Raw genomic sequence first — 24,715 nt, forward strand, 5'->3', positions numbered from 1 at the left:
AACAGGAGCGTATAGGATTTATTAATCAAAAATATTAATAAGAAATCAGCATTGTTGCGGTTGCGTTAGCGGTACCTTCTACAATGTCTTTCTCTACCTGAACGTAGTTAGCTTTAAAATCAACATTAGCGCTACCACTGGTCAGCGTGATTGCTGGAGATTTAGTTCCTAACTTCATATGATTGCCGTTGCCATCCAGAATTTTAATCGCTACGCCAGTTGCAACACCTTTATCACCGTAGTTAGCCAGCTTCAGATATTCGTTGTTACCGTTGTAATATTCACCGTCAAAGGCAATATATGCAGCAGTTTTAGTCGCGGGACATCCACTCAGCGCAACATCGATAGATGCCAGACCATCTGCGCCACCTGCAGTAGAACCTACGCCAGAAAATGCGCTTTTAGGCACTTCACCCAGAACAACATTACCAGCACTTGAGCCGGAGTTCTGAATGTCGACAGTACATGAACCATCAGTGATGCTACCCTGGAACTGGACTGTGCCATCACTTGCCTGTGCGTTCAGGGCTACGAGGCTACCAGCGGTCAGCAATACAGCGAGAATATTTTTTTTCATTACGGGAATCCATATTAATAAGTACATCGTCCTTAAATAGGGCCTGCGCTAATAAGTCAGTAAACGTTTAAAAAATCTTTCAAGATGATTTATTACAACTTAAAGATCTGATTAAAGATCTGGCATCTGAAATTATGTTACTTACTATTAGATGTTCGCTTGGGCGCTATCTAGTATCAGTTTACTCTCATCACGATCGCGCATTAAGTCATGCTCCTGTGTGGAGTGGCGAAGAATTTAATATAGTCTCAGGTTAAGTGCATGTGAATTCTTACTGAAGTTTATGTGATGTTCAAGTCCGGTATCTTACCTTTATCCTCTATCCTGGTTTGAAACATTAATTTTAAGATAATGGCCTTCTTTCATAGAATTCATAAAGCATGTTAGTCTAGGTTTCACTTTAGGGATGAAGTGTGTGTTTGGAATTAGCAGTCATTAATCATTGTGAATCATAATAGTGGCTCTGATTCTAAAAGATAAATTGTTGTAAGTTCATGTTTTTATTATGGATGATAATAGTTAAGAGGGATTTTTACATTGAATCTATTTATGATTAATGAGGAAGTTATATTCGATGCAAATGCTAATGAATTGCAATCTTTGAAAGATAAGTTGGCAATCGTAAGTCTCAATGCCCCAACTGCACGCTGCCTCCAGCTTTTACTTGAAAGTAAGGGGAGAGTCATATCGCGTGAGCAGTTTTTAGCGGAAGTCTGGAATGCAAGAGGGGTTGTTGTATCACAGAATACATTTTATCAAAATATATCTTTGCTGCGTAAATCACTTGAGCAAGCTGGATTATCAAAAGATATCATTATCACTGTTAGGAAAAGAGGATTTATTCTTGCTTCAGATGTTGAAATTTCAACCTATTTAAATGTAGCCGAAAGGAGTAATGATAAACCTTTAAATGAACAAATAAATAAATTCCTTATCGAGAAAAAAACAGACCCGGTGGATGAGGGTTTATTAGCTCATAAACATAAATGCTTCAGAAAAAGAAGGGTGCTGAATATACCTATATGGATTTTATTAATTCTTATTGTTATGACGGGCGTTAATATGATTTTGTTATATTTTAATGTCATTTTATAAGTTTATGCAACTTTGTATCTGAACTTTAATAAGCGTTAGATTTAAATTGATATTTGAAATATAGCGTGTTTTTATCCTCCTATCTACAAGCAGACTGCCAGGTTATACCTGGCAATCAATACTTATCAGCGCTGTCTCAATCCCAAATCCAGCGGCGTCTTACTCGGTTCCCCACCAATCTCACGTGCCAGCTTCGGAACCATATAACCGGAAACCAGCGTTAACAATTCACGCATGATTAATCGGGCCTCATCATCTCCCACCATGAAGTGCGCAGCGCCCTGGACCTTATCTAGTACATGAATATAGTAGGGCATGACCCCGGCATCAAACAGAGCATTACTCAGGTCGGCTAACGTCGCGGCATTATCATTCACACCACGTAATAAGACGCTTTGATTGAGCAGTGTCACGCCAGCCCGACGCAGGTGGGACATTGCTGCCCGGAATGTGTCGTCAATTTCGTTAGCATGGTTGATATGGTTTACCAACAGGATTTGCAGCGAAGAACGCGCCAGCCGCAGGGTCAGGTCCTCGGTAATACGCGCCGGAATCACAATCGGTAAACGACTATGGATACGTAACCGCTTTATATGCGGGATCGCTTCCAGCTGAGTGATAAGCCAGTCCAGCTCATGATCTTTCGCCATCAGCGGATCGCCACCCGAGAAGATGATCTCATCGAGCTCGGTGTGGGCAGCAATATAGTCGAGAGCAGCCTGCCAGTTACGTTTTTTCCCCTGATTGTCGGCATAAGGGAAGTGACGACGGAAACAGTAACGGCAATTTACCGCACAACCGCCCTTAACCAATAACAATGCGCGATTGCGGTACTTATGCAATAGACCGGGCACCACGCTGTTTTGCTCTTCAAGGGGATCGGTGCTGAACCCGGGGGCAGCGACAAACTCATCCTGCGATGTAAGAACCTGTTTTAACAGAGGATCGTCAGGATTGCCTTTCTCCATTCGTGCAACAAAAGCACGTGGAACACGTAGCGCAAACAGGCGTTTCGCTTCACGTCCGGCGAGGAGGTTTTCATCTGCGTTCAGGTTTAAAAGACGCAGCAGTTCATCAGGACTGGTGATTACATCAGCAAGTTGCAATAACCAATCTTCTCTGGATGGGGTGTTTAGGGTTACAATATGCGCCATTTTGTGGCTTAGCTACCAGTTAACAATTTCAGAGGGCCTTATGGCGACTTACTATAGCAACGATTTTCGTGCCGGTCTTAAAATCATGATGGACGGCGAACCGTACGCGGTTGAAGCCAGCGAATTCGTTAAACCAGGTAAAGGTCAGGCATTCGCACGCGTTAAGCTGCGCCGCCTGCTGACCGGTACCCGTGTAGAGAAAACCTTCAAATCCACCGACTCCGCTGAAGGCGCAGACGTTGTTGATATGAACCTGACTTACCTCTACAACGACGGTGAATTCTACCACTTCATGAACAACTCCACTTTCGAGCAGCTGTCTGCTGACGAGAAAGCCGTTGGTGACAGCGCTAAATGGCTGCTGGATCAGGCTGAGTGTATCGTAACCCTGTGGAACGGCCAGCCTATCGCTGTGACCCCGCCAAACTTCGTTGAACTGGAAATCGTTGAAACCGATCCAGGTCTGAAAGGCGACACCGCAGGTACTGGCGGCAAGCCAGCCAAGCTGTCCACCGGTGCAGTGGTTAAAGTTCCACTGTTCGTTCAGACTGGCGAAATCATCAAAGTGGATACCCGCTCTGGTGAGTACGTTTCTCGCGTGAAGTAATTCATCTCGGGATGAAAGGCGCAGCGTTTTGCTGCGCTTTATCGATCGATAAAAGGTCCATGGACGATGCCGCGCACAATCAAAATCTTACTGCTGATGGTTCTTGCTGGCTCTCTTCTCACCGGATGCAACACGGCCCGTGGTGTCGGGGAAGACATTAAAAGCCTGGGTCATGCTATTTCTCACGCCGCCTCCTGATATCTTCTACTTTTCCTAAAAATGCTTCCTTTTCCGTCACTCGCCGGGATCCTGGCTATGCTTATGTGGCTGTACACAATAACTTTGCCTAAAAAAGGAAGACATTATGCTTAAGAAAACATGTGTAGCGATCTTTTCTGTCCTGGTGCTTTCATCAGTATTAACTGCCTGTAATACCACTCGCGGCGTTGGTGAAGATATCTCCTCTGGCGGCAGCGCGATCTCTGGTGCGGCAACTAAAGCACAGCAGTAATTTTGGGCGGTACGGGGCTTAATACGTCGCCGTACCCTCAGTTTACCGCTCAGGGCAGTGACAGAAACGGTGAATACCGTGTATCCATGTGCAGTTTCATTCGAATATTGCGCTTGTAGGTGTATACCGTTTTCCCATGAATGCTCAGTTTGCAGGCAATTTTCTGATTGCTGGCACCCTCCATCCACAGCGTTAACACTTTCTCTTCCTGACGTGTCAGCAATGGCGATGCCGCCGATGCAGGTTCACTGCTTTCCTGGGATGCTAGCGCCTCATTAATTGTCTGCGCCAGTACCTCCAGTGGGGTCGTTTTGGCCAACGATGCCCACAGGGGAAAGGCGTTCATAAATGCAGACATTTCAGGTTGTTCCTCTGAATGCAGCAAAACAAAAGGTGCGGTTTCACTGGCATTCATTACGGAAGAGAGCTGATGGATGTGCTGAAGGTCTGACGTAAACCCCTGCAAATCTGCAATCACCAGCGTCGGCTTCCACTGCAGAATATGCTCTCTGGCAAGAAAGAGATTGTTGAGGCCTGTCACCAACACAGGGGAAGGAAACAGCCCTGAATGATTGATCCACATTTCCAGGCCCATGCGGGTGTAATGACATCGGTCAATCAAAAGAATTTTGAACATTAGTTTTTCGCAATCGGCAAAGTGTAGTCGCTTCCTGCTGTCAGGAAGTGTCCCATAATAAAGAAGTCGGATGAGTTATAAATGAGTGAATTTCGCTGCTAATTACGTCTATTTCTCGCTTTCAAACGCTCAACTAATGTCTGAAATAAACACGTTGAAAAATGAATTCATGATCTTCAAAATATGAGATTCACCCGCCTTGCAGGACGACCTGTAAGCGCTTCTCTCATCGGGGACGGCCCCAGACTGTTATTTAAGTTAAGGAGCCTTTATGTCCTGGATTATTCTTTTTATTGCCGGTTTGCTCGAAGTGGTATGGGCCATTGGTCTGAAATATACCCACGGCTTTACGCGACTCACGCCCAGCATCATTACCGTTTCCGCCATGATCGTCAGTATCGTGCTGCTCTCCTGGGCTATGCGCTCGCTGCCCGTGGGAACGGCGTATGCAGTATGGACGGGGATTGGCGCGGTAGGTGCGGCCATTACCGGGATTTTACTGCTGGGTGAGTCAGCGAGCCTGGCGCGTATTGCCAGCCTCGCATTGATTGTTGCCGGTATTATTGGGCTGAAGCTCAGCACCCACTAATGGGGTTGTTCAATCCAGACCAACTGGCTGATATCAAATCCCTGACGGGTGGCAGAATTCAGTAGCCTCTGTTTCATCTCATCTGAAATCGTCGGTGTGCGGGAGAGGATCCACAGGTAGTCACGATTGGGCCCGCACACCAGCGCATGCTGGTAATCTTTATCCAGCGCAATCACGTTATAGCCACCATAAAAAGGACCGATGAAAGAGACTTTCAGCGCTGCGGTGTCAGACGCGCCGGTAAAGTACGCTTTTCCCGTCACTTTTTGCCACATGTCGCGCTCAGGGTTGTAGCCCCGGTTGATAACCTGAATACCGCCATCGCTCATCAGGCTGTAGTGAGCCGTCACCTTTTGTAGACCACGTTCAAAGCGGTGATCAAAACGGGCAATTTCATACCAGGAGCCCATGAATTGCTGGGCGTTAAAGGGCCGGACGACAGTCACGCCCCGGGGCGGAGTAGGGGCACTACAGGAAACAACCAGAAATGCAGCGGCAACGGCGGCGATGACGGGCAGGATGCGCATAGGCGTTTCCTTACAGGATTTTTGATAAGTGTAGAACCTGTCAGGAATTTTGCTCTCCCACCGGCTGGCGGGAGAGCGGAGAAGGATTACATAAAGACCACGGCAACCAGCGTGACCACGCTCAGGATGGCCGCCAGCCCGTAGAACACCCATTTCCCGTTAGGGACGTGGATCTTCAGGTCGTGCATGGCGTGATGAATACGGTGCAGACCACACCACAGCGGCAGAACAATCATCAGGAAGATAAATATCCGACCAATAATACTGTGGGCAAAGGCCAGCACCCGCTCGTAGCTCAGGGCATCCCCGGGATAGAGCCCCAGCGGCAGCATAATGCCCACCAGCAGAATAATGACCGGCGCGATGATGGCGCACCACATGCCGCCTGCCCCAAAAAGCCCCCAGAAGACGGGCTCGTCAGAACGTTTTGGAGTTGGATTAATCACAGTGGTCTCCTTACCAGAACAGGGCTACGCCAAGAATCACCACGGTCACGACCGCAGTCACCACCCAGAGTCCTTTAATGATCGGCTCTGGCCCCAGTTTTTCATTTTTGACGATAATATTTGCCGCTTTCGGCGCCAGCTCAAACCAGGTTTTGGTATGCAACAGCGCTGCCGCCAGCACGATGATATTCAGGATCACCACTATCGGGTTCTGCAGGAACCCGACAAAACCGGCCCAGGTTTCCGGACCATGCTTAAGGGCAAACAGGCCGTACATCAGTTCGATGCTGAACCACACCGCCGGTACCGCCGTGCCTTCACGCAGCATATAGAAGCGATAAAACGGCAGATTTTTCCACCAGGTGGACGGCATCGGCCGCACATAGGCTTTGCGTTTAGTCGTCATCATGCACTCCTTAGCGTGGTTTCAGGGTGGCGATAAGAAAGTCTTTCGAGCTTTCTACTTTGCCCTGTTGGATCGCGGCGGCCGGATCGACATGCTTCGGACAGACTTCCGAGCAGTAGCCGACAAAGGTACAGGTCCAGACGCCGTTCTGGCCGTTCAGCTGCGCCATACGTTCTTTCTTCCCGTGATCCCGGCTGTCTTCGTTGTAACGATGTGCCAGGGTAATGGCGGCCGGGCCGATAAACTCGGGATTCAGGCCAAACTGCGGGCAGGCGGCATAGCACAGACCACAGTTGATGCAGCCGGAGAACTGGTGATACTTGGCCATCTGCGCCGGGGTCTGCTTGTTCGGCCCCTGATCCGGCGTACGCGGGTTGCCAATGATGTACGGCTTAATGGCTTCCAGGCTTTCGATAAAGTGGGTCATGTCGACCACCAGATCGCGTTCGATTGGGAAATTAGCCAGGGCTTCGACCTTCATCCCTTTCGGGTATTCACGCAGGAAGGTTTTACAGGCCAGCTTAGGCACTTTGTTGACCATCATCCCGCAGGAGCCGCAAATCGCCATACGGCAGGACCAGCGGTAGCTCAGGTCCGGCGCCAGATTGTCTTTGATGTAGCCCAGCGCATCCAGCAGGGAGGTCTGCTCATCGTAAGGAACTTCATAGAAAGTGCTGTGCGGCGCGCTGTCCACTTCCGGGTTATAGCGCACCACTTCAACTTTCAGAGTTTGCATTTCAGCCATTCGCCGTCTCCTTTTTCTCGGCTGCTTCCGCTTCTGCACCGTAAACGCGTTTCGCCGGTGCCAGCGTGGTGATCTTCACGTCGCTGTAGTCCAGACGAGTAGAGCCGTCCGCGTCGCGATAAGCGAGGGTATGCTTGAGGAAGTTGACGTCGTCACGCTCCGTACAGCCTTCGTCCAGACGCTGGTGGGCGCCGCGCGACTCTTTACGCGCCAGGGCGGAGTGCGCCATACATTCAGCAACGTTCAGGCCGTGACCCAGCTCAATGGTGTAAAGCAGATCGGTGTTGAAGACGCTGGAGGTATCCGTCACCCGCACGCGTTTGAAGCGTTCCTGTAGCTCAGCCAGTTTGTCGATAGTTTTCTGCATCAGCTCCGGCGTACGGTAAATACCGCAGCCTTCTTCCATGGAAAGCCCCATCTCATCGCGGATTTTCGCCCAGTTCTCACTCCCTTCCTGATTCACCAGTTTTTTCAGGCGCAGCTCGACATCGGTAGCCTGCGCATCGAGCGCGGCACCGTTAGCGGCTCCGGCTGTTGCTGCGCGGACCATGGCCTGCTCACCCGCCAGGCGACCAAATACCACCAGCTCGGCCAGCGAGTTGGAGCCCAGGCGGTTAGCGCCATGCAGGCCGACGGAGGAGCATTCACCCACCGCAAACAGGCCTTTAATTCGGGTTTCACACTGCTGATCGGTTTCGATACCGCCCATGGTGTAGTGCGCGGTTGGACGTACCGGGATCGGGTCTTTAACCGGGTCGACGCCGACATAGGCTTTCGACAGTTCACAGATGAACGGCAGACGTTCCAGCAGCTTCTTCTCGCCCAGGTGGCGCAGGTCGAGATAGACCACATCGCCGCGTGGGGTGGGGATGGTGTTGCCTTTGCGCCACTCATGCCAGAAGGCCTGAGAGACTTTATCGCGCGGGCCAAGCTCCATATATTTGTTCTTTGGTTCACCCAGCGGCGTTTCCGGGCCCATGCCGTAATCCTGCAGATAGCGATAGCCATCCTTATTGACCAGAATGCCGCCTTCACCGCGGCAGCCCTCGGTCATCAGGATCCCGGAACCCGGCAGGCCGGTCGGGTGATACTGCACGAACTCCATATCGCGTAGCGGAACGCCGTGCTGCAGCGCCATGCCCATCCCGTCGCCGGTCACGATGCCGCCGTTGGTGTTATAACGGTAAACACGTCCGGCACCGCCGGTCGCCATCACCACGGCATTGGCGCGGATCTGAACCAGCGTACCTTCCATCATGTTCATCGCCACCAGGCCGCGGGCCTGGCCGTCATCGACCAGAATGTCGAGGACAAAATGTTCGTCGAAGCGTTGGATCTGGGGGAACTGCAGCGAGGTCTGGAACAGGGTGTGGAGCATATGGAAGCCGGTCTTGTCGGCGGCAAACCAGGTTCGCTCAATCTTCATGCCGCCGAAGCGACGCACGTTGACGCTACCGTCATCACGACGGCTCCACGGGCAACCCCACTGCTCCAGCTGGGTCATTTCCGTCGGGCAATGATGTACGAAATAATCAACGACATCCTGTTCGCAAAGCCAGTCGCCACCGGCTACGGTGTCGTGAAAGTGATAATCAAAGCTGTCATGATCCTGCGCGACGGCAGCGGATCCCCCCTCCGCAGCGACCGTATGGCTACGCATCGGGTAGACTTTTGAAATCAGGGCAATTTTAGCGTTTGGGTTAGCCTGGGCAGCTGCAATTGCTGCGCGTAATCCCGCTCCGCCAGCGCCAATAATGGCAAGATCGGCTTGAAAGGTATGCACGACATTCCTCCAGATTTTTGATATTTCGCATCTCACCTACCCTAAGGTAGTGCACGGCCCGGGAGGGCAAATGCGAAAGCGATTCCACTGCTCCTTTATGGGTAACGCAGTATAGCCGTAGGAAAGAGAGGGAAATTTGACGTGTTCGATTTTTTTGCGGTTCTTTCCCTCGATTTATCATTGCAATTGATGAATCACGTCACGAAATTATTGGTAGTTATAAAAACCCCAAAATTGACTGTGCAAAATTTGTCTCCGCCATGGGTTACGAGTAGACTTCGTCCCCTTGTCTGAAATCGGAGAAATTCTCATGAGCGAAACGGCCACCTGGCAGCCGAGCGCATCCATCCCCAATCTGTTAAAACGCGCAGCAATTATGGCGGAGATTCGTCGCTTCTTTGCGGACCGCGGTGTGCTGGAGGTGGAAACGCCCTGCATGAGTCAGGCGACGGTAACGGATATTCATCTGGTGCCGTTTGAAACCCGTTTTGTTGGCCCTGGTCACTCCCAGGGGATGAATCTCTACCTGATGACCAGCCCGGAATACCACATGAAGCGCCTGCTGGCGGCGGGATGTGGGCCGGTATATCAGCTGTGTCGCAGTTTCCGCAATGAAGAGATGGGGCGTCACCACAACCCGGAATTCACCATGCTGGAGTGGTACCGCCCGCATTACGATATGTATCGCCTGATGAATGAGGTGGACGATCTGCTGCAGCAGGTACTGGAGTGTCCGGAAGCCGAAACCCTCTCTTATCAGCAGGCTTTCCAGCGCCATCTGGAGATCGATCCGCTCTCTGCGGACAAAACCCAGCTGCGTGAAGTGGCGGCAAAACTGGATCTTAGCAATGTTGCGGATACTGAAGAGGATCGCGACACGCTGCTACAGCTGCTCTTTACCTTTGGCGTTGAACCGCAGATTGGTAAAGATCGCCCGACCTTTGTCTATCACTTCCCGGCAAGCCAGGCGTCGCTGGCCCAGATCAGCACTGAAGATCACCGCGTGGCGGAGCGTTTTGAGGTGTACTTTAAAGGTATTGAGCTGGCGAATGGTTTCCATGAACTGACCGACGCCCGTGAACAGCAGCAGCGTTTTGCTCAGGATAACCGCAAGCGCGCCGCGCGTGGCCTGCCGCAGCAACCTATCGACCAAAATTTGCTAGAGGCGTTAAAAGCCGGTTTGCCGGACTGCTCCGGCGTGGCGCTGGGTGTTGATCGTCTGGTGATGCTGGCGCTGGGCGCTGAGCAGCTGGGTGATGTGATTGCGTTCACCGTAGACCGCGCCTGACTGCGCGCCGGGTGGCGCTGCGCTAACCCGGCCTACGAAACATGTAGGCCCGTGCAAGCGCAGCGCCGCCGGGCATTTGCATTACAAACTCCCCGCTGGTCGCGTCTTCGCCGCCGACTTCAAGGTTCTTCCCGTCTTACGCCCGTCCAGACTTTCCAGACGCATCTGGAACGGTGGGAATGGCAAATCAATACCGTGTTCACGGAAGCCCGCCAGAATCAGCTGGTGGATCTCATGGCGCAGCGGCATGCGATGGCCCATCTCGGCCGCGTAAATACGCAGTTCGAAAATCTGGATCCCCTGCTGTAAATCCACCAGGAACACTTCCGGCTCTGGCGTGCTGATCACCAGCGAGCAGCGTTCGGCCGCCGTATAGAGAATTTGCGTGACCTCTTCGCTGTTAGCATCCGACGGGGCCGGCACGGTCAGCACCACACGCGTCACGGAGTCCGACAGCGACCAGTTAATAAACTGCTCGGTGATAAACGCCTTGTTGGGAACAATGATCTCTTTACGGTCCCAGTCGCTGATATTGGTGGCGCGGGTGTTGATCTTTGTAATACTGCCGGTCAGATCGCGGATCGTCACGGTATCGCCAATACGGATTGGTTTTTCGAACAGAATAATCAGGCCAGAGATAAAGTTGGCGAAGATCTCCTGCAAACCAAACCCGAGCCCGACGCCGAGTGCCGCCACCAGCCACTGCAATTTAGACCACTCAATACCGATCATCGAGAAGCCCACCAGCCCGCCAAACAGCATCAGCAGGTATTTGGTGATGGTGGTGATGGCGTATCCGGTACCTGGCGTTAAATCCAGATGCTGCAACAGGGCCAGCTCCAGCAGCGCCGGGAAGTTACGGATCAGCTGAGTGGTGATGATAAATACCAGAATGGCAATCAGCACCGCCCCGAGGGTAATCGGCTCCAGGCTCTCCACCCCTTGTACCGTCGAGGTCACATCCCAGAGGGTAATATTTTCCAGGAAGCCAAACGCCGAATGAATTTCCGACCACAGCACAATGACGGACAGCAGCGCGACCAGCATCAGAATAGATCGTACCAGGCGCAGGGACTGGGTACTGATGGCATCCAGATCCAGCTCAGTTTCATCGACCTCCACGGTTCCTTCCGTGCTGAGCATATGGGCCGGTTCCTCTTCGCCGCGCGCTCGCTGGGCGAGGATCTCGGCCCGGCGGTTTTTCGCCCGGTCAAACGCCAGACGACGGCGCTGAATCAGCATCCAGCGGCGAATGACGTGATAGACCACCAGCAACAGGAACCAGATCGCTACCGAGGTTTCAAGACGCGCCAGCAGTGCCTGGGCGGTAGCCAGATAGCCGACGGCTGCTGCCAGAATCGCCGCCAGCGGCGCGCTAAGCAGCAGATTCCACAGCATATGGTTGACCATGTTATCGCCGCTGCCCTCTTTGTCGAGATAGAGCGGGATGCCGGCTTTCTTCAGGCTCAGCGTCACCACGGCCAGCGCACCGCAAATCAGGATAAAGCACAGACGGCCGAGCGAGCCGGAAAACTCCCGGTCGTTCAGGTTATCAAACATGATCAGCGCCATGATCAGCGGGACAATAAGCCCGATGCTCATCAGGTAGTAGCGCATAGCCCGCGCCACGCGGCTACGCGGCCAGCCGAAGTGCGCGACAAACAGCCCATTCGGGCGGGCGAAGGTGGCGCAGATCATCACCACCCACAGCAACGGCACGGTGGCGGTTACGCCGGCACCGATAGCCACCGCCAGCGGATAAGGCCAGGCTTCGCGCAGGCCATAGCCCAGGGTCATCCACAGGACCGGCAGCGGCGAGGCGACCAGGATTGACCAGAAGACCGTGCGCAGCGTGAGCCAGAAATGGTCCTGGGTTACTTTGCCGACGCGGGCGCTGGAGCGGTCGAGGAAGCGGGTGAAGTGCCGGCGCGAGTAAATGCTGAACCCGACCAGAATCAGCGCTCCCAGCAGCGGGAAAATCGTCTCCTTGTTGGTGAGCATCATGATGCTGGCTTTGCCGAGCTGGCTGACAGTATCCAGCGAAATTAACCGCCGCAGATCCTGAACAATATCAATCGGCCAGGAGAAGGAGATCGGCCGTACGTCCGAGGTCCAGAACAGGTAGCGGTGAGTCGCCTCGTTGACCTCTTTTAACGCATCTTCCAGCTGGCTGTTTGAAACCTTCAGTTTGGTCAGCTCGAGCAGCAGCGTATCGCCGCCCTGCAACAGTGAATTCAGTAATTCCCGTTGCGTACGGAGCTGCGCTTCCAGAATGCGGTTCTGCTCGGCGGTGAGCGGCTTGCCGTCCGGCTGGTGGATCTGACGCAGCTGTGGCTGCTTATTCAGCAGATCTTCAAAGCGCAGACGCTGCACACGCAGCTGCGCCATTTCGGTATCGAGCTGCTGGGGTTTTGGCATCTCGGGCAGGCGGGCGACTTGGGCACGCAGCGCTTCACCGAGCAGGTTCGAGGAGCCCAGCCACTGTGACTGCTCGCGCAGCGTATTCAGCGCCTGACGCACCTGTAGGGTTTGATTAGTGGCCTGGCGTTGCTGGGAGGCCACCAGATCCATACGCTGCGCCTGCTGGTTGAGCGCGGCCGAAAGCTCACGGTTGACCTTGAATTGCTCAACAATGCCGGAGGGCAGGTTTTCGCTGTTTTCAGCCAGTAATTCGGTGCTCTCCAGCGCCCGCTCTGCTTCACGCTGACGCTGGCTGTTGAGCTGATTGCGCAGCGCCTGAAGATAAGCATCCAGCTGCTCGCCCTGTTTTTTCGCCAGCTCAGAGCGCATTCGCGCCAGCTCCTGGCGATTGTTGGCCGAAAGCTGCGCCAGCTCGAGCTCATCTACCAGCGCTTTTAATCTGGCAGATTCCGCCTGTATGCCCAGATTTTGAGCCTGGCTAAGGGCGGTATTGCCGGTTTGCGCTCCGGCCCGGCGTTCAACCTCATTGAGCTGACGACGGGCATCGGTTTGCTGCTGCGGCAGCTGGTTCAGGGAGTCTGCAATATCACGGGCGCGCTCCTGCTCCTGCTGCGCCTGGCGGGTTTTTTCCAGTAACTGACTGCTGACCTGCAGGATCTCCTGATTCAGGGTGTCAGAAGTCATGCCCGCAGGCACCTGGCGCGGCTCTTCACGCAGATCGCTCAGCTGCGCGCGCAGGGTTTGGGAAAGTTTGGGGAAGTTATCAATGACCTGTTGATACTGCGTGGCACGCTCGAGAGAGCCTTTACGCTCCTCAAGCGCGTTCAGCGCAGCCTCGAGCGCCTCAACGGTTTCCGGCTGGGCGGGCTTTGCCGCCTTCGCCTGCTCCAGTTCCTGTGAAATTTGTTTGCTGTCGGGGGCCGTAGCGGCGTACGCCCCCGTACTGAGGCACCAGGCCATCAGCAAAGTGATAATCAGGCGCACGTCAGTCTACCTTTTGCTTAGCTTTCGTCTTTTTTGTCATCAACCAGCGGGCTGGCTTCGAGTTCGGCAGCGATCTCTTCGTCTGACAGCGGCGCAGGCTCTGCATCCGTTGTCACGAAAGGCTCCGTCGAAACCGCCAGCGGCTGGCCGAGTTTGGTTACCGACAGGCTTTCGAGCTGCTCAACCAGCTTCACTTTACCCGGAGCAAACAGGTTGATCACGGTAGAGCCGAGCTTGAAGCGGCCCATCTCCTGGCCCTTAAGCAGCGCCACGGAGCCTTCATTTTCACCTTCAGGCCAGGTCCAGCGTTTGATCACGCCTTCACGCGGTGGCGTAATGGTGCCTGCCCAGACGGTCTCAATGCTGCCAACGATTGTCGCGCCCACCAGAATCTGCGCCATCGGACCAAACTCGGTGTCAAACAAGCAGATCACGCGCTCGTTACGGGCAAAAAGATTAGGGACGTTTTGCGCGGTCAGATGGTTTACCGAGAACAGGTCGCCCGGAACGTAGATCATCTCCCGCAGAATGCCGTTGCACGGCATATGCACGCGGTGATAGTCACGCGGCGACAGGTAGGTGGTGGCAAAGGAGCCATTGCGGAACAGATCCGCCATCAGATAGTTGCCTGCCAGCAGGGCTTCCAGGCTGTAGTTGTGGCCCTTGGCCTGCAGGATCTTGTCGTTTTCAATCGCGCCCAGCTGGCTGATCACGCCGTCAGCAGGCATCACCAGCACGTTCGGATCGGTATTCAGGGGGCGCACTTCATCGCGCAGTGAACGCACAAAGAAATCGTTGAAGGTGCGGTAGCTGGCGGTATCCGGCTTCTGCGCTTCCTTCATATCGACCTTGTAGTATTTCACGAACAGATCGATCACCAGCTTCGTCAGCCAGCCCGCTCGTTTGCTCGCGCCCCAGCCCGCCAGGCGAGTGAGCCACAGTTTTGGCAGAATGTATTGAAGCGAAAGTTTAAATGAGTTTAACAAGGTAGCCTCCAGGCCATTGTTTTGTCGTTCCTGATCCGGGTGTCAGACAGCCGGAACCTGAAAAAAGGGGACGATTTTAGCGACGCTTAGCTTAGTTGTCAGTCATCAGATTCAGAAAAGCTTTTACGCGTTTTTACCTGCGCCATGCTTTCGAGAATATGGTGATAGTTTGCAAAACGGGTTTCCGCAATTTCACCGTTTTCGACCGCTGCGCGTATGGCACAGCCAGGATCGTTGTCATGCTTGCAGTCGCGGTATTTACACTCGCCTAAATAGTCGAGGAATTCGACAAAGCCGTTAAAGATTTGATCGGGTTCGAGATGCCACAGGCCAAATTCACGCACTCCCGGGGAGTCGATCACATCGCCGCCGTGCGGGAAGTGATACAGCCGTGAGGCGGTGGTGGTGTGCTGGCCCAGACCGGAGTTGTCAGAGACGTCGTTGGTCAGGATCTCTTGTTGCAAACCGAGCAGGTTGTTCAGCAGGCTGGATTTGCCCACGCCGGACTGACCGGCAAAAATGCTGATGCGATCGGTCAACGCCTCTTCGAGCGGCTTCAGGCCATTCTGCGTCCGGCTTGAGACCATCAGCACGCGATAGCCAATCTTGCGATAAATATCCATCTGCTCATTAACGAAGTCCATGCCTTCACCGTCGAGCAGATCAATCTTGTTCAGGACGATCAGCGGTTCAACCTGCAGAGTTTCACAGGCGACGAGATAACGGTCGATAATATTCAGCGACAGCTCGGGCAGGATCGCAGAGACAATCACGATCTGATCGATATTGGCGGCAATGGGTTTTACGCCGTCGTAAAAGTCGGGGCGCGTCAGGACCGACGTGCGTTCGTGCACGGCTTCAACGATGCCTTTCACCGTCACGCCTTCTGCTGCGGCTTTACCCGGACGCCATACCACGCGGTCACCGGTCACCAGCGAGCGGATGGTGCGGCGAATGTTGCAACGGTGAACGTCGCCATCGGCGGATTCCACATCGGCATGCATACCGAAGCGGCTAATCACCACGCCTTCCGCGGGTTCGCCAAACAGGTTGTCGTCGTAATCGACCTTCTCCGAAGTGGTTTTAAGACGGCGCTGGTGATTGGCTTTCACGCGGCGCTGCTGCCCTTTGGAGAGTTTATTTTTACTCAATCGTGCTGGCTCCTGGTCGCCCATATTGGGCAAAACCTCTATGATACACACTAATTAATACTAGTTAACCTGCCACGGCCGGTTATACGAGAAGGGTGGAAAATAACATGAGTGCAGATGAAAACAATCTGATTTGGATCGATCTGGAGATGACCGGCCTGGATCCCGAGCGCGATCGCATTATTGAGATCGCCACGCTGGTGACCGACGCGAACCTGAATGTGCTGGCGGAAGGGCCCACCATTGCCGTGCATCAGTCCGACGCGCAGCTGGCGCTGATGGACGACTGGAACGTGCGCACCCACACCGGTAGCGGGCTGGTGGATCGCGTTAAGGCCAGTACGCAGGGCGATCGTGAAGCCGAACTGGCCACCATTGAGTTCCTCAAGCAGTGGGTGCCGCAGGGCAAATCGCCTATCTGTGGCAACAGTATTGGCCAGGATCGCCGTTTCCTGTTTAAGTACATGCCGGAGCTGGAAGCGTATTTCCACTACCGTTATCTCGATGTCAGCACTCTGAAAGAGCTGGCCCGTCGCTGGAAGCCCGAGATACTGGATGGCTTTAAGAAGCAGGGCACCCACCAGGCGATGGACGATATCCGTGAGTCTGTGGCGGAACTGGCTTACTACCGCGAACATTTTATTAAATTATAAGCGACAGGCCCGGCGGGGCAGCACTTGCCGGGCCTAAGCGGCTAAAACGATTTAAAAATGCTCAATATGACGAATATTGCAGCACTTGAACTAAATTTATAAAAAAACGCTTTTAGGGGGGTTGCAGCAGAAAGGATTTCTCGTATAATGCGCCTCCCGTAACGACAGAGAATTCATCGTTACGACAGCACAGATTTTGCGGGAATAGCTCAGTTGGTAGAGCACGACCTTGCCAAGGTCGGGGTCGCGAGTTCGAGTCTCGTTTCCCGCTCCAAATCTTTCGCTGTGCAGTAAGACCACCAATCGCAGGATTTCAAGTTGCAACAAGGCGGCAACTGAACGAATCCTTAGGAGCTTACTAAAGTAAGTGACTAAGGTGAGTGAAGGCAGCCAACGCAGTGGCGGCTTGAAAGACGAAGATTAAGCGGGAATAGCTCAGTTGGTAGAGCACGACCTTGCCAAGGTCGGGGTCGCGAGTTCGAGTCTCGTTTCCCGCTCCAAAATTTGAAAGGTATCGCAAGATACGCACCACCCAAGCGGGAATAGCTCAGTTGGTAGAGCACGACCTTGCCAAGGTCGGGGTCGCGAGTTCGAGTCTCGTTTCCCGCTCCAAATTTTTTCTCCTCCTCCAGATATCCACCGCGGAAAGCCCCGCCGGGGATGATTTGTTTCATTTCTGACAAACTCTTCTTAACAGACTTATCCACAGCTTTGTCTTTTTTCAGTGAATATGCGAATACTTCGCCTGATGAATAGTAACTTTATAATTCGTTGAAAATAATAAAGAAAATTTCATTTCAAAATGTTAAGCCGATCACTTGACCTGCTGCCAGGCCCAGACTACTTCTGGCTTTTAAATTTTATTCACAGCCTGTGGAAACATCATGCATCCCGTGGGAGCCCTTTTTCCACCACCCGTACCAGCCTGATTTTCTGCGGTAATTGCACCTCTACCACGCAGGCGTTTCGTTTGGCGATCTGCTGCTCAACCGCCCACTCTATGTGCTCATCAAGAAGTGGGTGCTCACCTCGGCGACTTTCCAGAGCCTGAAGATTGGCTTCGTCCCAGGGGGCATTTCCCAACGCGACCGCGACATTGCGCAGCCAGCGCAGATGTCCGATGCGGCGAATAGCCGATCCCTCCGTTACCTTCAGAAACCAGGCTTCGCTCCAGGCAAACAGCTCGATAAGCGGTGGCGCGTGCAGGGCCTTACGTGGGCTGAAGTCGTCCTCTTCCGTTAACTGCGAATAACGGTTCCACGGGCAGATGAGCTGACAATCATCGCAGCCATAAATGCGATTGCCGATTAATGGCCGAAACTCTTCCGGGATCGATCCTTCGAGTTCGATGGTCAGATAGGAGATGCAGCGACGGGCATCGACGGTGTAAGGCTCAACGATGGCGCCTGTGGGACAGATGGTCATGCAGGCCACGCACCGCCCACAGCCGTCCTCAACCGGCTTATCCACCGGCAGGGGAAGATCAATCAGCAGTTCACCGAGGAAGAAGAACGAGCCGGCGTCGCGGCTGAGGATAAGTGAGTGCTTACCTGTCCAGCCAAGTCCCGCTTTTTCAGCCAGCGGGCGCTCAAGTACAGGCGCAGAATCGACAAAGGGTCTAAAATTCAGCGTGGCGCACTGCTGCTGGATCATTTCCCCAAGCTTTTTGAGCCGGTTACGCAACAATTTATGATAGTCACGCCCCAGGGCATAACGGCTGACGTATCCCAGAGTAGGATCTTTCAGCGTACTGGCAAAGGCGGCTTTGGCGGGAAGGTAGTTCATCCGCACGCTGATCACGCGCAGGGTCCCCGGCAACAGTTCATGCGGGCGGGCGCGCATCATGCCGTGACGCGCCATCCACTCCATCTCGCCGTGGTATTGATTATCCAGCCATGCCTGGAGCTTTGGTTCACTGGCAGAAAGATCGGTATCGGTGATACCCACGTGTTGAAAACCAAGCTCAGCGCCCCACTGTTTAATGTTTTGCGCTAACTGATTGAGATCGAGGGGCTGTGACATGACGGACCATACTGTGAAGAAAAACCCCGCAAGTATACCACATTCTGTCTGGCCCGCGGAGGCGCTACGTCGCGCCGAAAAAGAGGCTGCGGACAGCATCGGCATGACGCTTTATGAGCTGATGCAGCGCGCGGGCGAGGCGGCTTTTGCCGTTGCCCGCACGACGTATCCGCGGGCCAGGCACTGGCTGATTCTGTGCGGCCATGGCAACAACGGCGGCGATGGCTATGTCGTTGCTCGCCTGGCGATGGCCGCCGGTATGACCGTGACGCTGCTGGCGCTGGAGAGCGAAAAACCGCTTCCCGAAGAGGCGGCAAAAGCCCGGGAAAGCTGGCTGGAGGCGGCGGGGGTTATCCACGCCGCGGATAAGGCCTGGCCCGAAGGCGTCGATCTGATCGTCGACGGCCTGCTGGGAACCGGTTTACGCAGCGCGCCGCGCGATAAAGTCGCCCGATTAATCGCTCATGCCAATCATCATCCGGCCCCTGTCGTTGCGCTGGATATCCCGTCCGGGCTGAATGCGCAGACGGGCGCCACGCCCGGCGAAGTCATTCACGCCGACCATACGGTGACCTTTATTGCCCTCAAACCCGGCCTGCTGACCGGGAAAGCGCGGGATGTGGTCGGGGCATTGCACCATAACGCCCTCGGGCTAGAGGGCTGGCTGGCCGGGCAGGAGACGGCGATCGACCGCTTTGACGCCTCGCAACTGACGCAGTGGCTTCCCCCACGTCGCCCAACATCCCATAAGGGCGATCACGGCCGGCTGGTGATTATCGGCGGCGACCACGGCACCGCAGGGGCCATCCGCATGACCGGTGAAGCGGCACTGCGGACGGGCGCAGGGCTGGTGCGCGTCCTCACTCGCCGCGAAAATATTGCTCCGATCGTTACCGCCCGGCCTGAGCTGATGGTGCACGAACTCACCATTCAGGCGCTGGACGACAGCCTGCAATGGGCCGATGTGGTGGTGATTGGCCCCGGTCTGGGTCAGGAGCCGTGGGGGAAAGAGGCGCTACGGAAGGTCGAGAATTTTCGCCACGCCATGCTGTGGGATGCTGACGCGCTGAACCTTCTGGCAATCAACCCGGATAAACGTCACAATCGCATCCTGACGCCGCACCCCGGCGAGGCCGCGCGCCTGCTTAACTGCAGCGTTGCAGAAATTGAAAGCGATCGCTTACATTCTGCCCAGCGTCTGGTAAAACGTTACGGTGGTGTGGTGGTGCTGAAAGGCGCTGGCACCGTCGTCGCCAGCGAGGGCGGGATGTCAGGCATCATTGATGCCGGTAATGCCGGAATGGCGAGCGGCGGCATGGGCGATGTGCTCTCCGGTATTATCGGGGCGTTGCTCGGACAGAAACTGGCGCTTTATGATGCCGCCTGCGCAGGCTGCGTCGCCCATGGTACAGCAGCCGATCGGCTGGCCGACCAGTACGGCACGCGCGGCATGCTGGCAACCGATCTTTTTGACACGCTGCGGCGTGTTGTTAACCCGGAAATAATTGACGTAGAAAATGATTAATCGAGTGATCCCTTTACCCGACGAACAGGCAACTTTAGATCTTGGCCAGCGCGTGGCGCAGGCCTGCGAGGGCACAACCGTCATTTATCTGTATGGCGACCTTGGCGCGGGGAAGACCACCTTTAGCCGGGGCTTCTTACAGGCGCTGGGGCATAAGGGAAATGTGAAAAGCCCGACCTATACGCTGGTTGAGCCCTACACCCTGGACAACCTGATGGTGTATCACTTCGATCTCTATCGCCTTGCCGATCCTGAAGAGCTGGAATTTATGGGGATCCGTGACTATTTCGCCAACGATGCCATCTGCCTGGTAGAGTGGCCGCAGCAGGGAACAGGTGTCTTGCCTGATCCGGATGTTGAAATTCACCTGGAGTATCAGGCGCAAGGGCGTGAAGCCCGCGTCACTGCTGTCTCCGAATCAGGAAACGCCATACTGGCCCGGTTAGCCGGTTAAAAAAAGAGATAACGGGATGATTAATCGCGTTAAGAGTTGGTTGATGGCTGCAACGGTGCTGTTTTGTGCGCAGGCCGGGGCAGCAACCTTGTCCGATATTCAGGTGTCCAACGGCGACAATCAGGCCAGGATCACCTTCAGCTTTATGGGCGATCCAGAGTATGCGTTTTCGCAGGACGATAAACGCAGCGTCGCGCTGGATATTAAACAGACCGGCGTCATCAAGGGACTGCCGCTCCAGTTCAGCGGCAACAACCTGGTGCACAGCATTCGTTCCGGTACGCCGAAAGACGATCAGTCCCTGCGTCTGGTGGTCGATTTAACCCAAAACGGCAGGACCCGGGCGGTGAAGCAACAGAACGGCGCGAACTATATGGTGATCTTTACCATCAATGCCGATGCACCGCCGCCGCCTCCTCCTCCTCCGCCGGTGGTGGCGAAGCGGGTGGAAGCACCTGTCGTGGCGCCGCGCCCTTCAGAGCCGGCCCGCAATCCGTTTAAATCCGGCAGCGATCGTATTACCAGCGTCACCAGCAGCAACACGGTGACCCGACCGGCAGCGCAGGCGCGCCAGGTAAACGGTGATAAAGTCATTATTGCGATTGATGCCGGACACGGTGGCGAGGATCCTGGCGCCATCGGGCCGGGTGGTACGCGTGAGAAGAACGTGACCATCGCCATTGCCCGTAAGCTGCGGACACTGCTGAACGACGACCCGATGTTTAAAGGCGTCCTGACCCGCGACGGCGATTATTTTATCTCGGTCATGGGGCGTTCTGACGTCGCGCGTCAGCAGAATGCCAATTTCCTGGTCTCTGTGCATGCCGATGCCGCTCCCAACCGCAACGCGACGGGGGCATCCGTATGGGTGCTTTCCAACCGTCGCGCTAACAGCGAAATGGCAAACTGGCTTGAGGAACATGAAAAACAATCCGAACTGTTAGGCGGGGCAGGTGATGTGCTGGCGAACAGCCAGTCGGATCCCTACCTGAGTCAGGCGGTACTGGATTTACAGTTCGGCCATTCTCAGCGTGTCGGGTATGATGTGGCGACTAACGTCCTGAATCAGCTGCAAAGCGTCGGTTCCCTGCACAAGCGCCGCCCGGAACATGCCAGCCTGGGCGTGCTGCGTTCGCCGGATATCCCGTCCATTCTGGTGGAAACGGGCTTTATCAGTAATAACGGCGAAGAGCGTTTGCTGGGCAGCGACCGCTACCAGCAGCAGATTGCCGAAGCGATTTATAAAGGCCTGCGTAAGTATTTTGATACGCATCCGCTCCAGTCTGCACCGCAGAGTGGCGCGGGGCAGACCGCCAGCGCCGTATTACCGGGCGAGTCGACCTCGACCAACTAAGGAGATTTCATGCCGATTCAGGTTCTGCCGCCGCAGCTTGCGAACCAAATCGCCGCCGGTGAGGTGGTAGAGCGACCTGCGTCGGTAGTGAAAGAGCTGGTGGAAAACAGTCTCGATGCGGGAGCAACCCGTATCGACATTGATATTGAACGCGGCGGTGCGAAACTTATTCGGATCCGCGATAACGGCTGCGGCATTAAAAAAGAGGAGCTGGCGCTGGCGCTGGCTCGTCACGCAACCAGCAAAATCGCCTCTCTCGACGATCTCGAAGCCATTATCAGTCTCGGTTTCCGCGGCGAAGCGCTGGCCAGTATCAGCTCCGTCTCGCGTCTGACGCTTACCTCCCGTACCGCCGAACAGCCGGAAGCCTGGCAGGCTTACGCCGAAGGCAGGGATATGGACGTGACGGTGAAACCTGCCGCACACCCGGTGGGAACCACGCTGGAAGTGCTGGATCTGTTCTACAACACTCCGGCGCGGCGCAAGTTTATGCGCACCGAGAAAACCGAATTCGGCCATATCGACGAGATTATTCGCCGCATCGCCCTGGCGCGTTTCGATGTCACCATCAATCTGAGCCATAACGGCAAGATGATGCGCCAGTACCGCGCCGTGGCGCAGGGCGGGCAGAAAGAGCGCCGGCTGGGCGCCATCTGCGGCACGCCGTTTCTTGAACAGGCGCTGGCCATCGAGTGGCAGCATGGAGATCTGACCCTGCGCGGCTGGGTGGCCGATCCGAAAGCGAGCAGTGCGGCTTTTGCTGAGCTCCAGTATTGCTACGTAAATGGGCGCATGATGCGTGACCGTTTGATCAACCATGCTATCCGCCAGGCGTGCGAGGATAAACTCGGTGCCGGAGAGCAGCCCGCTTTTGTACTCTATCTTGAAATCGACCCGCATCAGGTGGATGTGAATGTCCATCCGGCGAAGCATGAGGTGCGTTTTCATCAGTCGCGGCTGGTGCATGACTTTATCTACCAGGGCGTGCTGAGCGTCCTGCAGCAGCAGGCTGAGCCAACTCTCCCGTTGAGAGAGGTGGAGCCTGCGCCGCGTCCCATTCCGGAAAACCGCGTTGCGGCGGGAAGAAACCAGTTTGCCGAACCGGCTGTCGCGCGTGAGCCAGCCGCACCGCGCTTTGCATCCGGCGGCGCAGCCCCTCGCGCGTCGGGCGCCAGCTACCCGCATGCGCAGCCGGGTTATCAGAAGCAGGCGGGGGCGGTCTATCGGACGCTGCTTGACACCCCGGCCCCTGCGCAGAAAACAGAGGATGTCGCGCCTGCGGCCTCTACGCTGGTGGGGCATAGCCAGAGCTTTGGCCGGGTGCTGACCATTGTATCGCCAGATGCAGCCCTGCTGGAGCGTGACGGCCAGCTGGCGCTGTTATCCCTGCCGGTAGCCGAACGCTGGTTAAAACAGGCGCAGCTTGCGCCCGGGCCACACCAGGCCTGTGCCCAGCCGCTGCTGATTCCGGTGCGGATAAAAATCTCAGCGCAAGAGACGCAGGTCATCCAGCGCTATCAAAAGCCGCTGGCTGAAATGGGTATCGAAGTCGTAACCGAAGCGCACCATGTCACGCTTCGGGCGGTGCCTTTACCCTTACGCCAACAAAATTTACAAAACTTGATTCCTGAACTGATAGGCTACCTGGCGCAACAAACGACGTTTGATGCCGCCAACACCGCGCAGTGGATCGCCCGCCAGCTGGCCAGCGAGCATTCGTCGTGGAATATGGCGCAGGCGATCACGGTGCTGGCGGAGGTCGAACGCCTCTGCCCGCAGCTGGTGAAAGCGCCGCCGGGTGGTTTGTTGCAACCTGTAGATCTACATTTGGCGATGAACGCCCTGAAAAATGAGTGACTTGAGTAATACCAGCCTGCCAAAGGCAATATTTTTGATGGGGCCAACGGCCTCCGGTAAAACCGCGTTAGCCATTGAGTTACGTAAAGTTTTGCCAGTAGAGTTGATTAGCGTTGATTCCGCCCTTATTTATCAGGGGATGGATATCGGTACGGCAAAGCCTAACGCAGACGAGTTACGCGCGGCACCGCACCGATTACTGGATATTCTCGACCCGGCGCAGGCTTACTCAGCGGCAGATTTTCGTCGCGATGCGCTGGCCCAGATGGCAGAGATCACCGCAGCAGGACGTATTCCCCTGTTAGTGGGTGGAACAATGCTCTATTTCAAGGCCTTACTGGAAGGGTTGTCGCCATTGCCATCGGCAGACCCGGCGGTAAGAGCAAAGATTGAGCAACAGGCGGCAGAGCAGGGATGGGGTGCGCTGCACGAGCAACTGACTGAGATCGACCCGGTTGCCGCAGCACGTATTCATCCAAATGATCCGCAAAGGCTTTCCCGGGCACTGGAAGTTTTTTTCATTTCGGGTAAAACTTTAACGGAACTGACGCAAACGTCAGGAGAGGCTCTGCCGTATCAGGTGCATCAGTTCGCCATCGCCCCGGCGAGCCGTGAACTGCTCCATCAGCGAATTGAGCAGCGTTTTCATCAGATGTTAGCTTCAGATTTTGAAGCAGAAGTGCGGGCGCTATTTGCCCGTGGAGATTTGCATACGGATATGCCTTCCATTCGTTGTGTGGGTTATCGCCAGATGTGGTCATACATTGAAGGTGAGATTTCACATGATGAAATGGTTTATCGAGGTATTTGCGCCACGAGACAGTTGGCGAAACGCCAGATAACCTGGTTGCGCGGTTGGGACGGTGTTCACTGGTTAGACAGTGAAAAGCCACAACAGGCGTTACATGATGTATTACAGGTTGTTGGTGATATCGCAGACTGAATGTGTACAATTAAGCCGTATCGTGCGCAATTTTTCAGAATCGCAAGGTTCTAAGTACAA

The 24,715-nt window shown here is 54.7% G+C and carries 24 protein-coding genes and 3 tRNA genes; 15 read left to right on the forward strand and 12 right to left on the reverse strand.

From position 1 onward, the window contains the following. Positions 1–34: 34 nt before the first annotated feature. Positions 35–577 carry a fimbrial protein gene (locus GNG27_RS02075; RefSeq protein WP_156262741.1) on the reverse strand — a complete coding sequence of 181 codons (543 nt, stop codon included), beginning with the start codon at positions 575–577 and terminating at the stop codon, positions 35–37. A 549-nt stretch (positions 578–1,126) separates the two neighbouring features. Here GNG27_RS02075 and GNG27_RS02080 point away from each other — a divergent pair. Beyond that, the gene (locus tag GNG27_RS02080; RefSeq protein WP_156262742.1) at positions 1,127–1,672 is read left to right on the forward strand and encodes a winged helix-turn-helix domain-containing protein; all 546 of its coding nucleotides are present in this window, start codon (positions 1,127–1,129) and stop codon (positions 1,670–1,672) included. A 125-nt stretch (positions 1,673–1,797) separates the two neighbouring features. Here GNG27_RS02080 and epmB read toward each other — a convergent pair whose 3' ends face one another. After that, entirely contained in the window at positions 1,798–2,826 is a 1,029-nt protein-coding gene (epmB, locus tag GNG27_RS02085; RefSeq protein WP_156262743.1) for an EF-P beta-lysylation protein EpmB, read from the reverse strand. A gap of 40 nt (positions 2,827–2,866) precedes the next feature. Here epmB and efp point away from each other — a divergent pair, with 40 nt between their 5' ends. The 3 genes from efp (at position 2,867) to ecnB (ending at position 3,884) form a co-directional block, all read left to right on the forward strand. Continuing rightward, positions 2,867–3,433 (forward strand): elongation factor P, encoded by a 567-nt coding sequence (efp, locus tag GNG27_RS02090; RefSeq protein ID WP_032616155.1) that lies wholly within the window; start codon positions 2,867–2,869, stop codon positions 3,431–3,433. 66 nt (positions 3,434–3,499) lie between these two features. Further along, positions 3,500–3,631, forward strand: coding sequence for an entericidin A/B family lipoprotein (locus GNG27_RS02095; protein ID WP_142487937.1), 132 nt, complete (start codon positions 3,500–3,502; stop codon positions 3,629–3,631). 106 nt (positions 3,632–3,737) lie between these two features. Then, positions 3,738–3,884 (forward strand): lipoprotein toxin entericidin B, encoded by a 147-nt coding sequence (ecnB, locus tag GNG27_RS02100; RefSeq protein WP_142487938.1) that lies wholly within the window; start codon positions 3,738–3,740, stop codon positions 3,882–3,884. A 49-nt stretch (positions 3,885–3,933) separates the two neighbouring features. Here the strand turns inward: ecnB and GNG27_RS02105 are convergent, their stop codons facing one another. Continuing rightward, positions 3,934–4,521 (reverse strand): response regulator transcription factor, encoded by a 588-nt coding sequence (locus tag GNG27_RS02105; protein ID WP_156262744.1) that lies wholly within the window; start codon positions 4,519–4,521, stop codon positions 3,934–3,936. 271 nt (positions 4,522–4,792) lie between these two features. On the opposite strand from GNG27_RS02105, the gene sugE reads away from it, so the two are divergent. After that, positions 4,793–5,110 (forward strand): quaternary ammonium compound efflux SMR transporter SugE, encoded by a 318-nt coding sequence (sugE, locus tag GNG27_RS02110; RefSeq protein WP_032616159.1) that lies wholly within the window; start codon positions 4,793–4,795, stop codon positions 5,108–5,110. On the opposite strand, the gene blc is transcribed toward sugE, so the two are convergent. The 5 genes from blc to frdA form a co-directional block, all read right to left on the reverse strand. Then, positions 5,107–5,637, reverse strand: coding sequence for an outer membrane lipoprotein Blc (gene blc, locus GNG27_RS02115; RefSeq protein ID WP_142487940.1), 531 nt, complete (start codon positions 5,635–5,637; stop codon positions 5,107–5,109). The genes sugE and blc overlap by 4 nt on opposite strands. Before the next feature lie 86 nt (positions 5,638–5,723). Next, positions 5,724–6,083 carry a fumarate reductase subunit FrdD gene (gene frdD / locus GNG27_RS02120; protein WP_142487941.1) on the reverse strand — a complete coding sequence of 120 codons (360 nt, stop codon included), beginning with the start codon at positions 6,081–6,083 and terminating at the stop codon, positions 5,724–5,726. Between the two features lie 10 nt (positions 6,084–6,093). Beyond that, positions 6,094–6,489, reverse strand: coding sequence for a fumarate reductase subunit FrdC (frdC, locus tag GNG27_RS02125; RefSeq protein ID WP_039028427.1), 396 nt, complete (start codon positions 6,487–6,489; stop codon positions 6,094–6,096). A 10-nt stretch (positions 6,490–6,499) separates the two neighbouring features. Then, positions 6,500–7,234 (reverse strand): succinate dehydrogenase/fumarate reductase iron-sulfur subunit, encoded by a 735-nt coding sequence (locus tag GNG27_RS02130; protein ID WP_039028428.1) that lies wholly within the window; start codon positions 7,232–7,234, stop codon positions 6,500–6,502. Beyond that, the gene (gene frdA / locus GNG27_RS02135; protein ID WP_156262745.1) at positions 7,227–9,017 is read right to left on the reverse strand and encodes a fumarate reductase (quinol) flavoprotein subunit; all 1,791 of its coding nucleotides are present in this window, start codon (positions 9,015–9,017) and stop codon (positions 7,227–7,229) included. The genes GNG27_RS02130 and frdA overlap by 8 nt, the downstream gene beginning before the upstream one ends. Positions 9,018–9,327: 310 nt before the next feature. Here frdA and epmA point away from each other — a divergent pair, with 310 nt between their 5' ends. After that, complete coding sequence (gene epmA / locus GNG27_RS02140; protein WP_142487943.1) at positions 9,328–10,305, forward strand: elongation factor P--(R)-beta-lysine ligase; 978 nt, start codon at positions 9,328–9,330, stop codon at positions 10,303–10,305. Positions 10,306–10,386: 81 nt separating this feature from the next. Here epmA and mscM read toward each other — a convergent pair whose 3' ends face one another. The 3 genes from mscM to rsgA form a co-directional block, all read right to left on the reverse strand. Beyond that, on the reverse strand, positions 10,387–13,710 hold the full coding sequence (gene mscM / locus GNG27_RS02145) for a miniconductance mechanosensitive channel MscM (RefSeq protein WP_156262746.1): 3,324 nt from the start codon (positions 13,708–13,710) through the stop codon (positions 10,387–10,389). 17 nt (positions 13,711–13,727) lie between these two features. Continuing rightward, positions 13,728–14,696: an archaetidylserine decarboxylase gene (gene asd / locus GNG27_RS02150; protein ID WP_156262747.1), complete on the reverse strand. Its 969-nt coding sequence runs from the start codon at positions 14,694–14,696 to the stop codon at positions 13,728–13,730. Between the two features lie 98 nt (positions 14,697–14,794). Next, positions 14,795–15,847, reverse strand: a complete 1,053-nt coding sequence (gene rsgA, locus GNG27_RS02155; protein ID WP_185902403.1) for a small ribosomal subunit biogenesis GTPase RsgA — start codon at positions 15,845–15,847, stop codon at positions 14,795–14,797. Between the two features lie 107 nt (positions 15,848–15,954). Here rsgA and orn point away from each other — a divergent pair, with 107 nt between their 5' ends. From orn to GNG27_RS02175, 4 genes are all read left to right on the forward strand, one after another. Then, complete coding sequence (gene orn / locus GNG27_RS02160; protein ID WP_156262748.1) at positions 15,955–16,500, forward strand: oligoribonuclease; 546 nt, start codon at positions 15,955–15,957, stop codon at positions 16,498–16,500. 198 nt (positions 16,501–16,698) lie between these two features. Then, positions 16,699–16,774, forward strand: a tRNA-Gly gene (locus GNG27_RS02165). A gap of 150 nt (positions 16,775–16,924) precedes the next feature. Further along, a tRNA-Gly gene (locus GNG27_RS02170) sits at positions 16,925–17,000 on the forward strand. Between the two features lie 36 nt (positions 17,001–17,036). Then, a tRNA-Gly gene (locus tag GNG27_RS02175) sits at positions 17,037–17,112 on the forward strand. A 270-nt stretch (positions 17,113–17,382) separates the two neighbouring features. On the opposite strand, the gene queG is transcribed toward GNG27_RS02175, so the two are convergent. After that, positions 17,383–18,522 (reverse strand): tRNA epoxyqueuosine(34) reductase QueG, encoded by a 1,140-nt coding sequence (gene queG, locus GNG27_RS02180; protein ID WP_142487948.1) that lies wholly within the window; start codon positions 18,520–18,522, stop codon positions 17,383–17,385. Here queG and nnr point away from each other — a divergent pair. From nnr to miaA, 5 genes are read left to right on the forward strand one after another with little or no spacing between them, the layout of a single operon-like run. Then, positions 18,521–20,047: a bifunctional ADP-dependent NAD(P)H-hydrate dehydratase/NAD(P)H-hydrate epimerase gene (gene nnr / locus GNG27_RS02185; RefSeq protein ID WP_156262749.1), complete on the forward strand. Its 1,527-nt coding sequence runs from the start codon at positions 18,521–18,523 to the stop codon at positions 20,045–20,047. The genes queG and nnr overlap by 2 nt on opposite strands. Continuing rightward, on the forward strand, positions 20,040–20,501 hold the full coding sequence (tsaE, locus tag GNG27_RS02190; RefSeq protein ID WP_142487950.1) for a tRNA (adenosine(37)-N6)-threonylcarbamoyltransferase complex ATPase subunit type 1 TsaE: 462 nt from the start codon (positions 20,040–20,042) through the stop codon (positions 20,499–20,501). Before nnr ends, tsaE begins: the two co-directional genes overlap by 8 nt. Positions 20,502–20,517: 16 nt before the next feature. Continuing rightward, a complete protein-coding gene (gene amiB, locus GNG27_RS02195; RefSeq protein WP_156262750.1) occupies positions 20,518–21,855 on the forward strand; it encodes an N-acetylmuramoyl-L-alanine amidase AmiB in 1,338 nt (445 codons plus the stop codon). 9 nt (positions 21,856–21,864) lie between these two features. Next, entirely contained in the window at positions 21,865–23,712 is a 1,848-nt protein-coding gene (mutL, locus tag GNG27_RS02200; protein ID WP_156262751.1) for a DNA mismatch repair endonuclease MutL, read from the forward strand. Beyond that, positions 23,705–24,655 (forward strand): tRNA (adenosine(37)-N6)-dimethylallyltransferase MiaA, encoded by a 951-nt coding sequence (gene miaA, locus GNG27_RS02205; RefSeq protein WP_142487953.1) that lies wholly within the window; start codon positions 23,705–23,707, stop codon positions 24,653–24,655. The genes mutL and miaA overlap by 8 nt, the downstream gene beginning before the upstream one ends. The last annotated feature ends 60 nt before the right edge of the window (positions 24,656–24,715 follow it).

Origin of the sequence: Leclercia sp. 119287 (assembly GCF_009734485.1) — a bacterium.
Taxonomy (GTDB): Bacteria; Pseudomonadota; Gammaproteobacteria; order Enterobacterales; family Enterobacteriaceae; genus Enterobacter; species Enterobacter adecarboxylatus_C.

Excerpts from the sequence above, each read along its gene's own strand:
- ecnB (WP_142487938.1), top strand. The coding sequence starts at position 3,738 with ATGCTTAAGAAAACATGTGTAGCGATCTTTTCTGTCCTGGTGCTTTCA.
- nnr (WP_156262749.1), top strand. The coding sequence starts at position 18,521 with ATGACGGACCATACTGTGAAGAAAAACCCCGCAAGTATACCACATTCT.
- GNG27_RS02080 (WP_156262742.1), top strand. The coding sequence starts at position 1,127 with ATGATTAATGAGGAAGTTATATTCGATGCAAATGCTAATGAATTGCAA.
- orn (WP_156262748.1), top strand. The coding sequence starts at position 15,955 with ATGAGTGCAGATGAAAACAATCTGATTTGGATCGATCTGGAGATGACC.
- efp (WP_032616155.1), top strand. The coding sequence starts at position 2,867 with ATGGCGACTTACTATAGCAACGATTTTCGTGCCGGTCTTAAAATCATG.
- GNG27_RS02095 (WP_142487937.1), top strand. The coding sequence starts at position 3,500 with ATGCCGCGCACAATCAAAATCTTACTGCTGATGGTTCTTGCTGGCTCT.
- frdC (WP_039028427.1), bottom strand. The coding sequence starts at position 6,489 with ATGACGACTAAACGCAAAGCCTATGTGCGGCCGATGCCGTCCACCTGG.
- epmA (WP_142487943.1), top strand. The coding sequence starts at position 9,328 with ATGAGCGAAACGGCCACCTGGCAGCCGAGCGCATCCATCCCCAATCTG.
- GNG27_RS02075 (WP_156262741.1), bottom strand. The coding sequence starts at position 577 with ATGAAAAAAAATATTCTCGCTGTATTGCTGACCGCTGGTAGCCTCGTA.
- tsaE (WP_142487950.1), top strand. The coding sequence starts at position 20,040 with ATGATTAATCGAGTGATCCCTTTACCCGACGAACAGGCAACTTTAGAT.
- GNG27_RS02105 (WP_156262744.1), bottom strand. The coding sequence starts at position 4,521 with ATGTTCAAAATTCTTTTGATTGACCGATGTCATTACACCCGCATGGGC.
- amiB (WP_156262750.1), top strand. The coding sequence starts at position 20,518 with ATGATTAATCGCGTTAAGAGTTGGTTGATGGCTGCAACGGTGCTGTTT.
- miaA (WP_142487953.1), top strand. The coding sequence starts at position 23,705 with ATGAGTGACTTGAGTAATACCAGCCTGCCAAAGGCAATATTTTTGATG.
- queG (WP_142487948.1), bottom strand. The coding sequence starts at position 18,522 with ATGTCACAGCCCCTCGATCTCAATCAGTTAGCGCAAAACATTAAACAG.
- blc (WP_142487940.1), bottom strand. The coding sequence starts at position 5,637 with ATGCGCATCCTGCCCGTCATCGCCGCCGTTGCCGCTGCATTTCTGGTT.
- mutL (WP_156262751.1), top strand. The coding sequence starts at position 21,865 with ATGCCGATTCAGGTTCTGCCGCCGCAGCTTGCGAACCAAATCGCCGCC.
- sugE (WP_032616159.1), top strand. The coding sequence starts at position 4,793 with ATGTCCTGGATTATTCTTTTTATTGCCGGTTTGCTCGAAGTGGTATGG.
- epmB (WP_156262743.1), bottom strand. The coding sequence starts at position 2,826 with ATGGCGCATATTGTAACCCTAAACACCCCATCCAGAGAAGATTGGTTA.
- GNG27_RS02130 (WP_039028428.1), bottom strand. The coding sequence starts at position 7,234 with ATGGCTGAAATGCAAACTCTGAAAGTTGAAGTGGTGCGCTATAACCCG.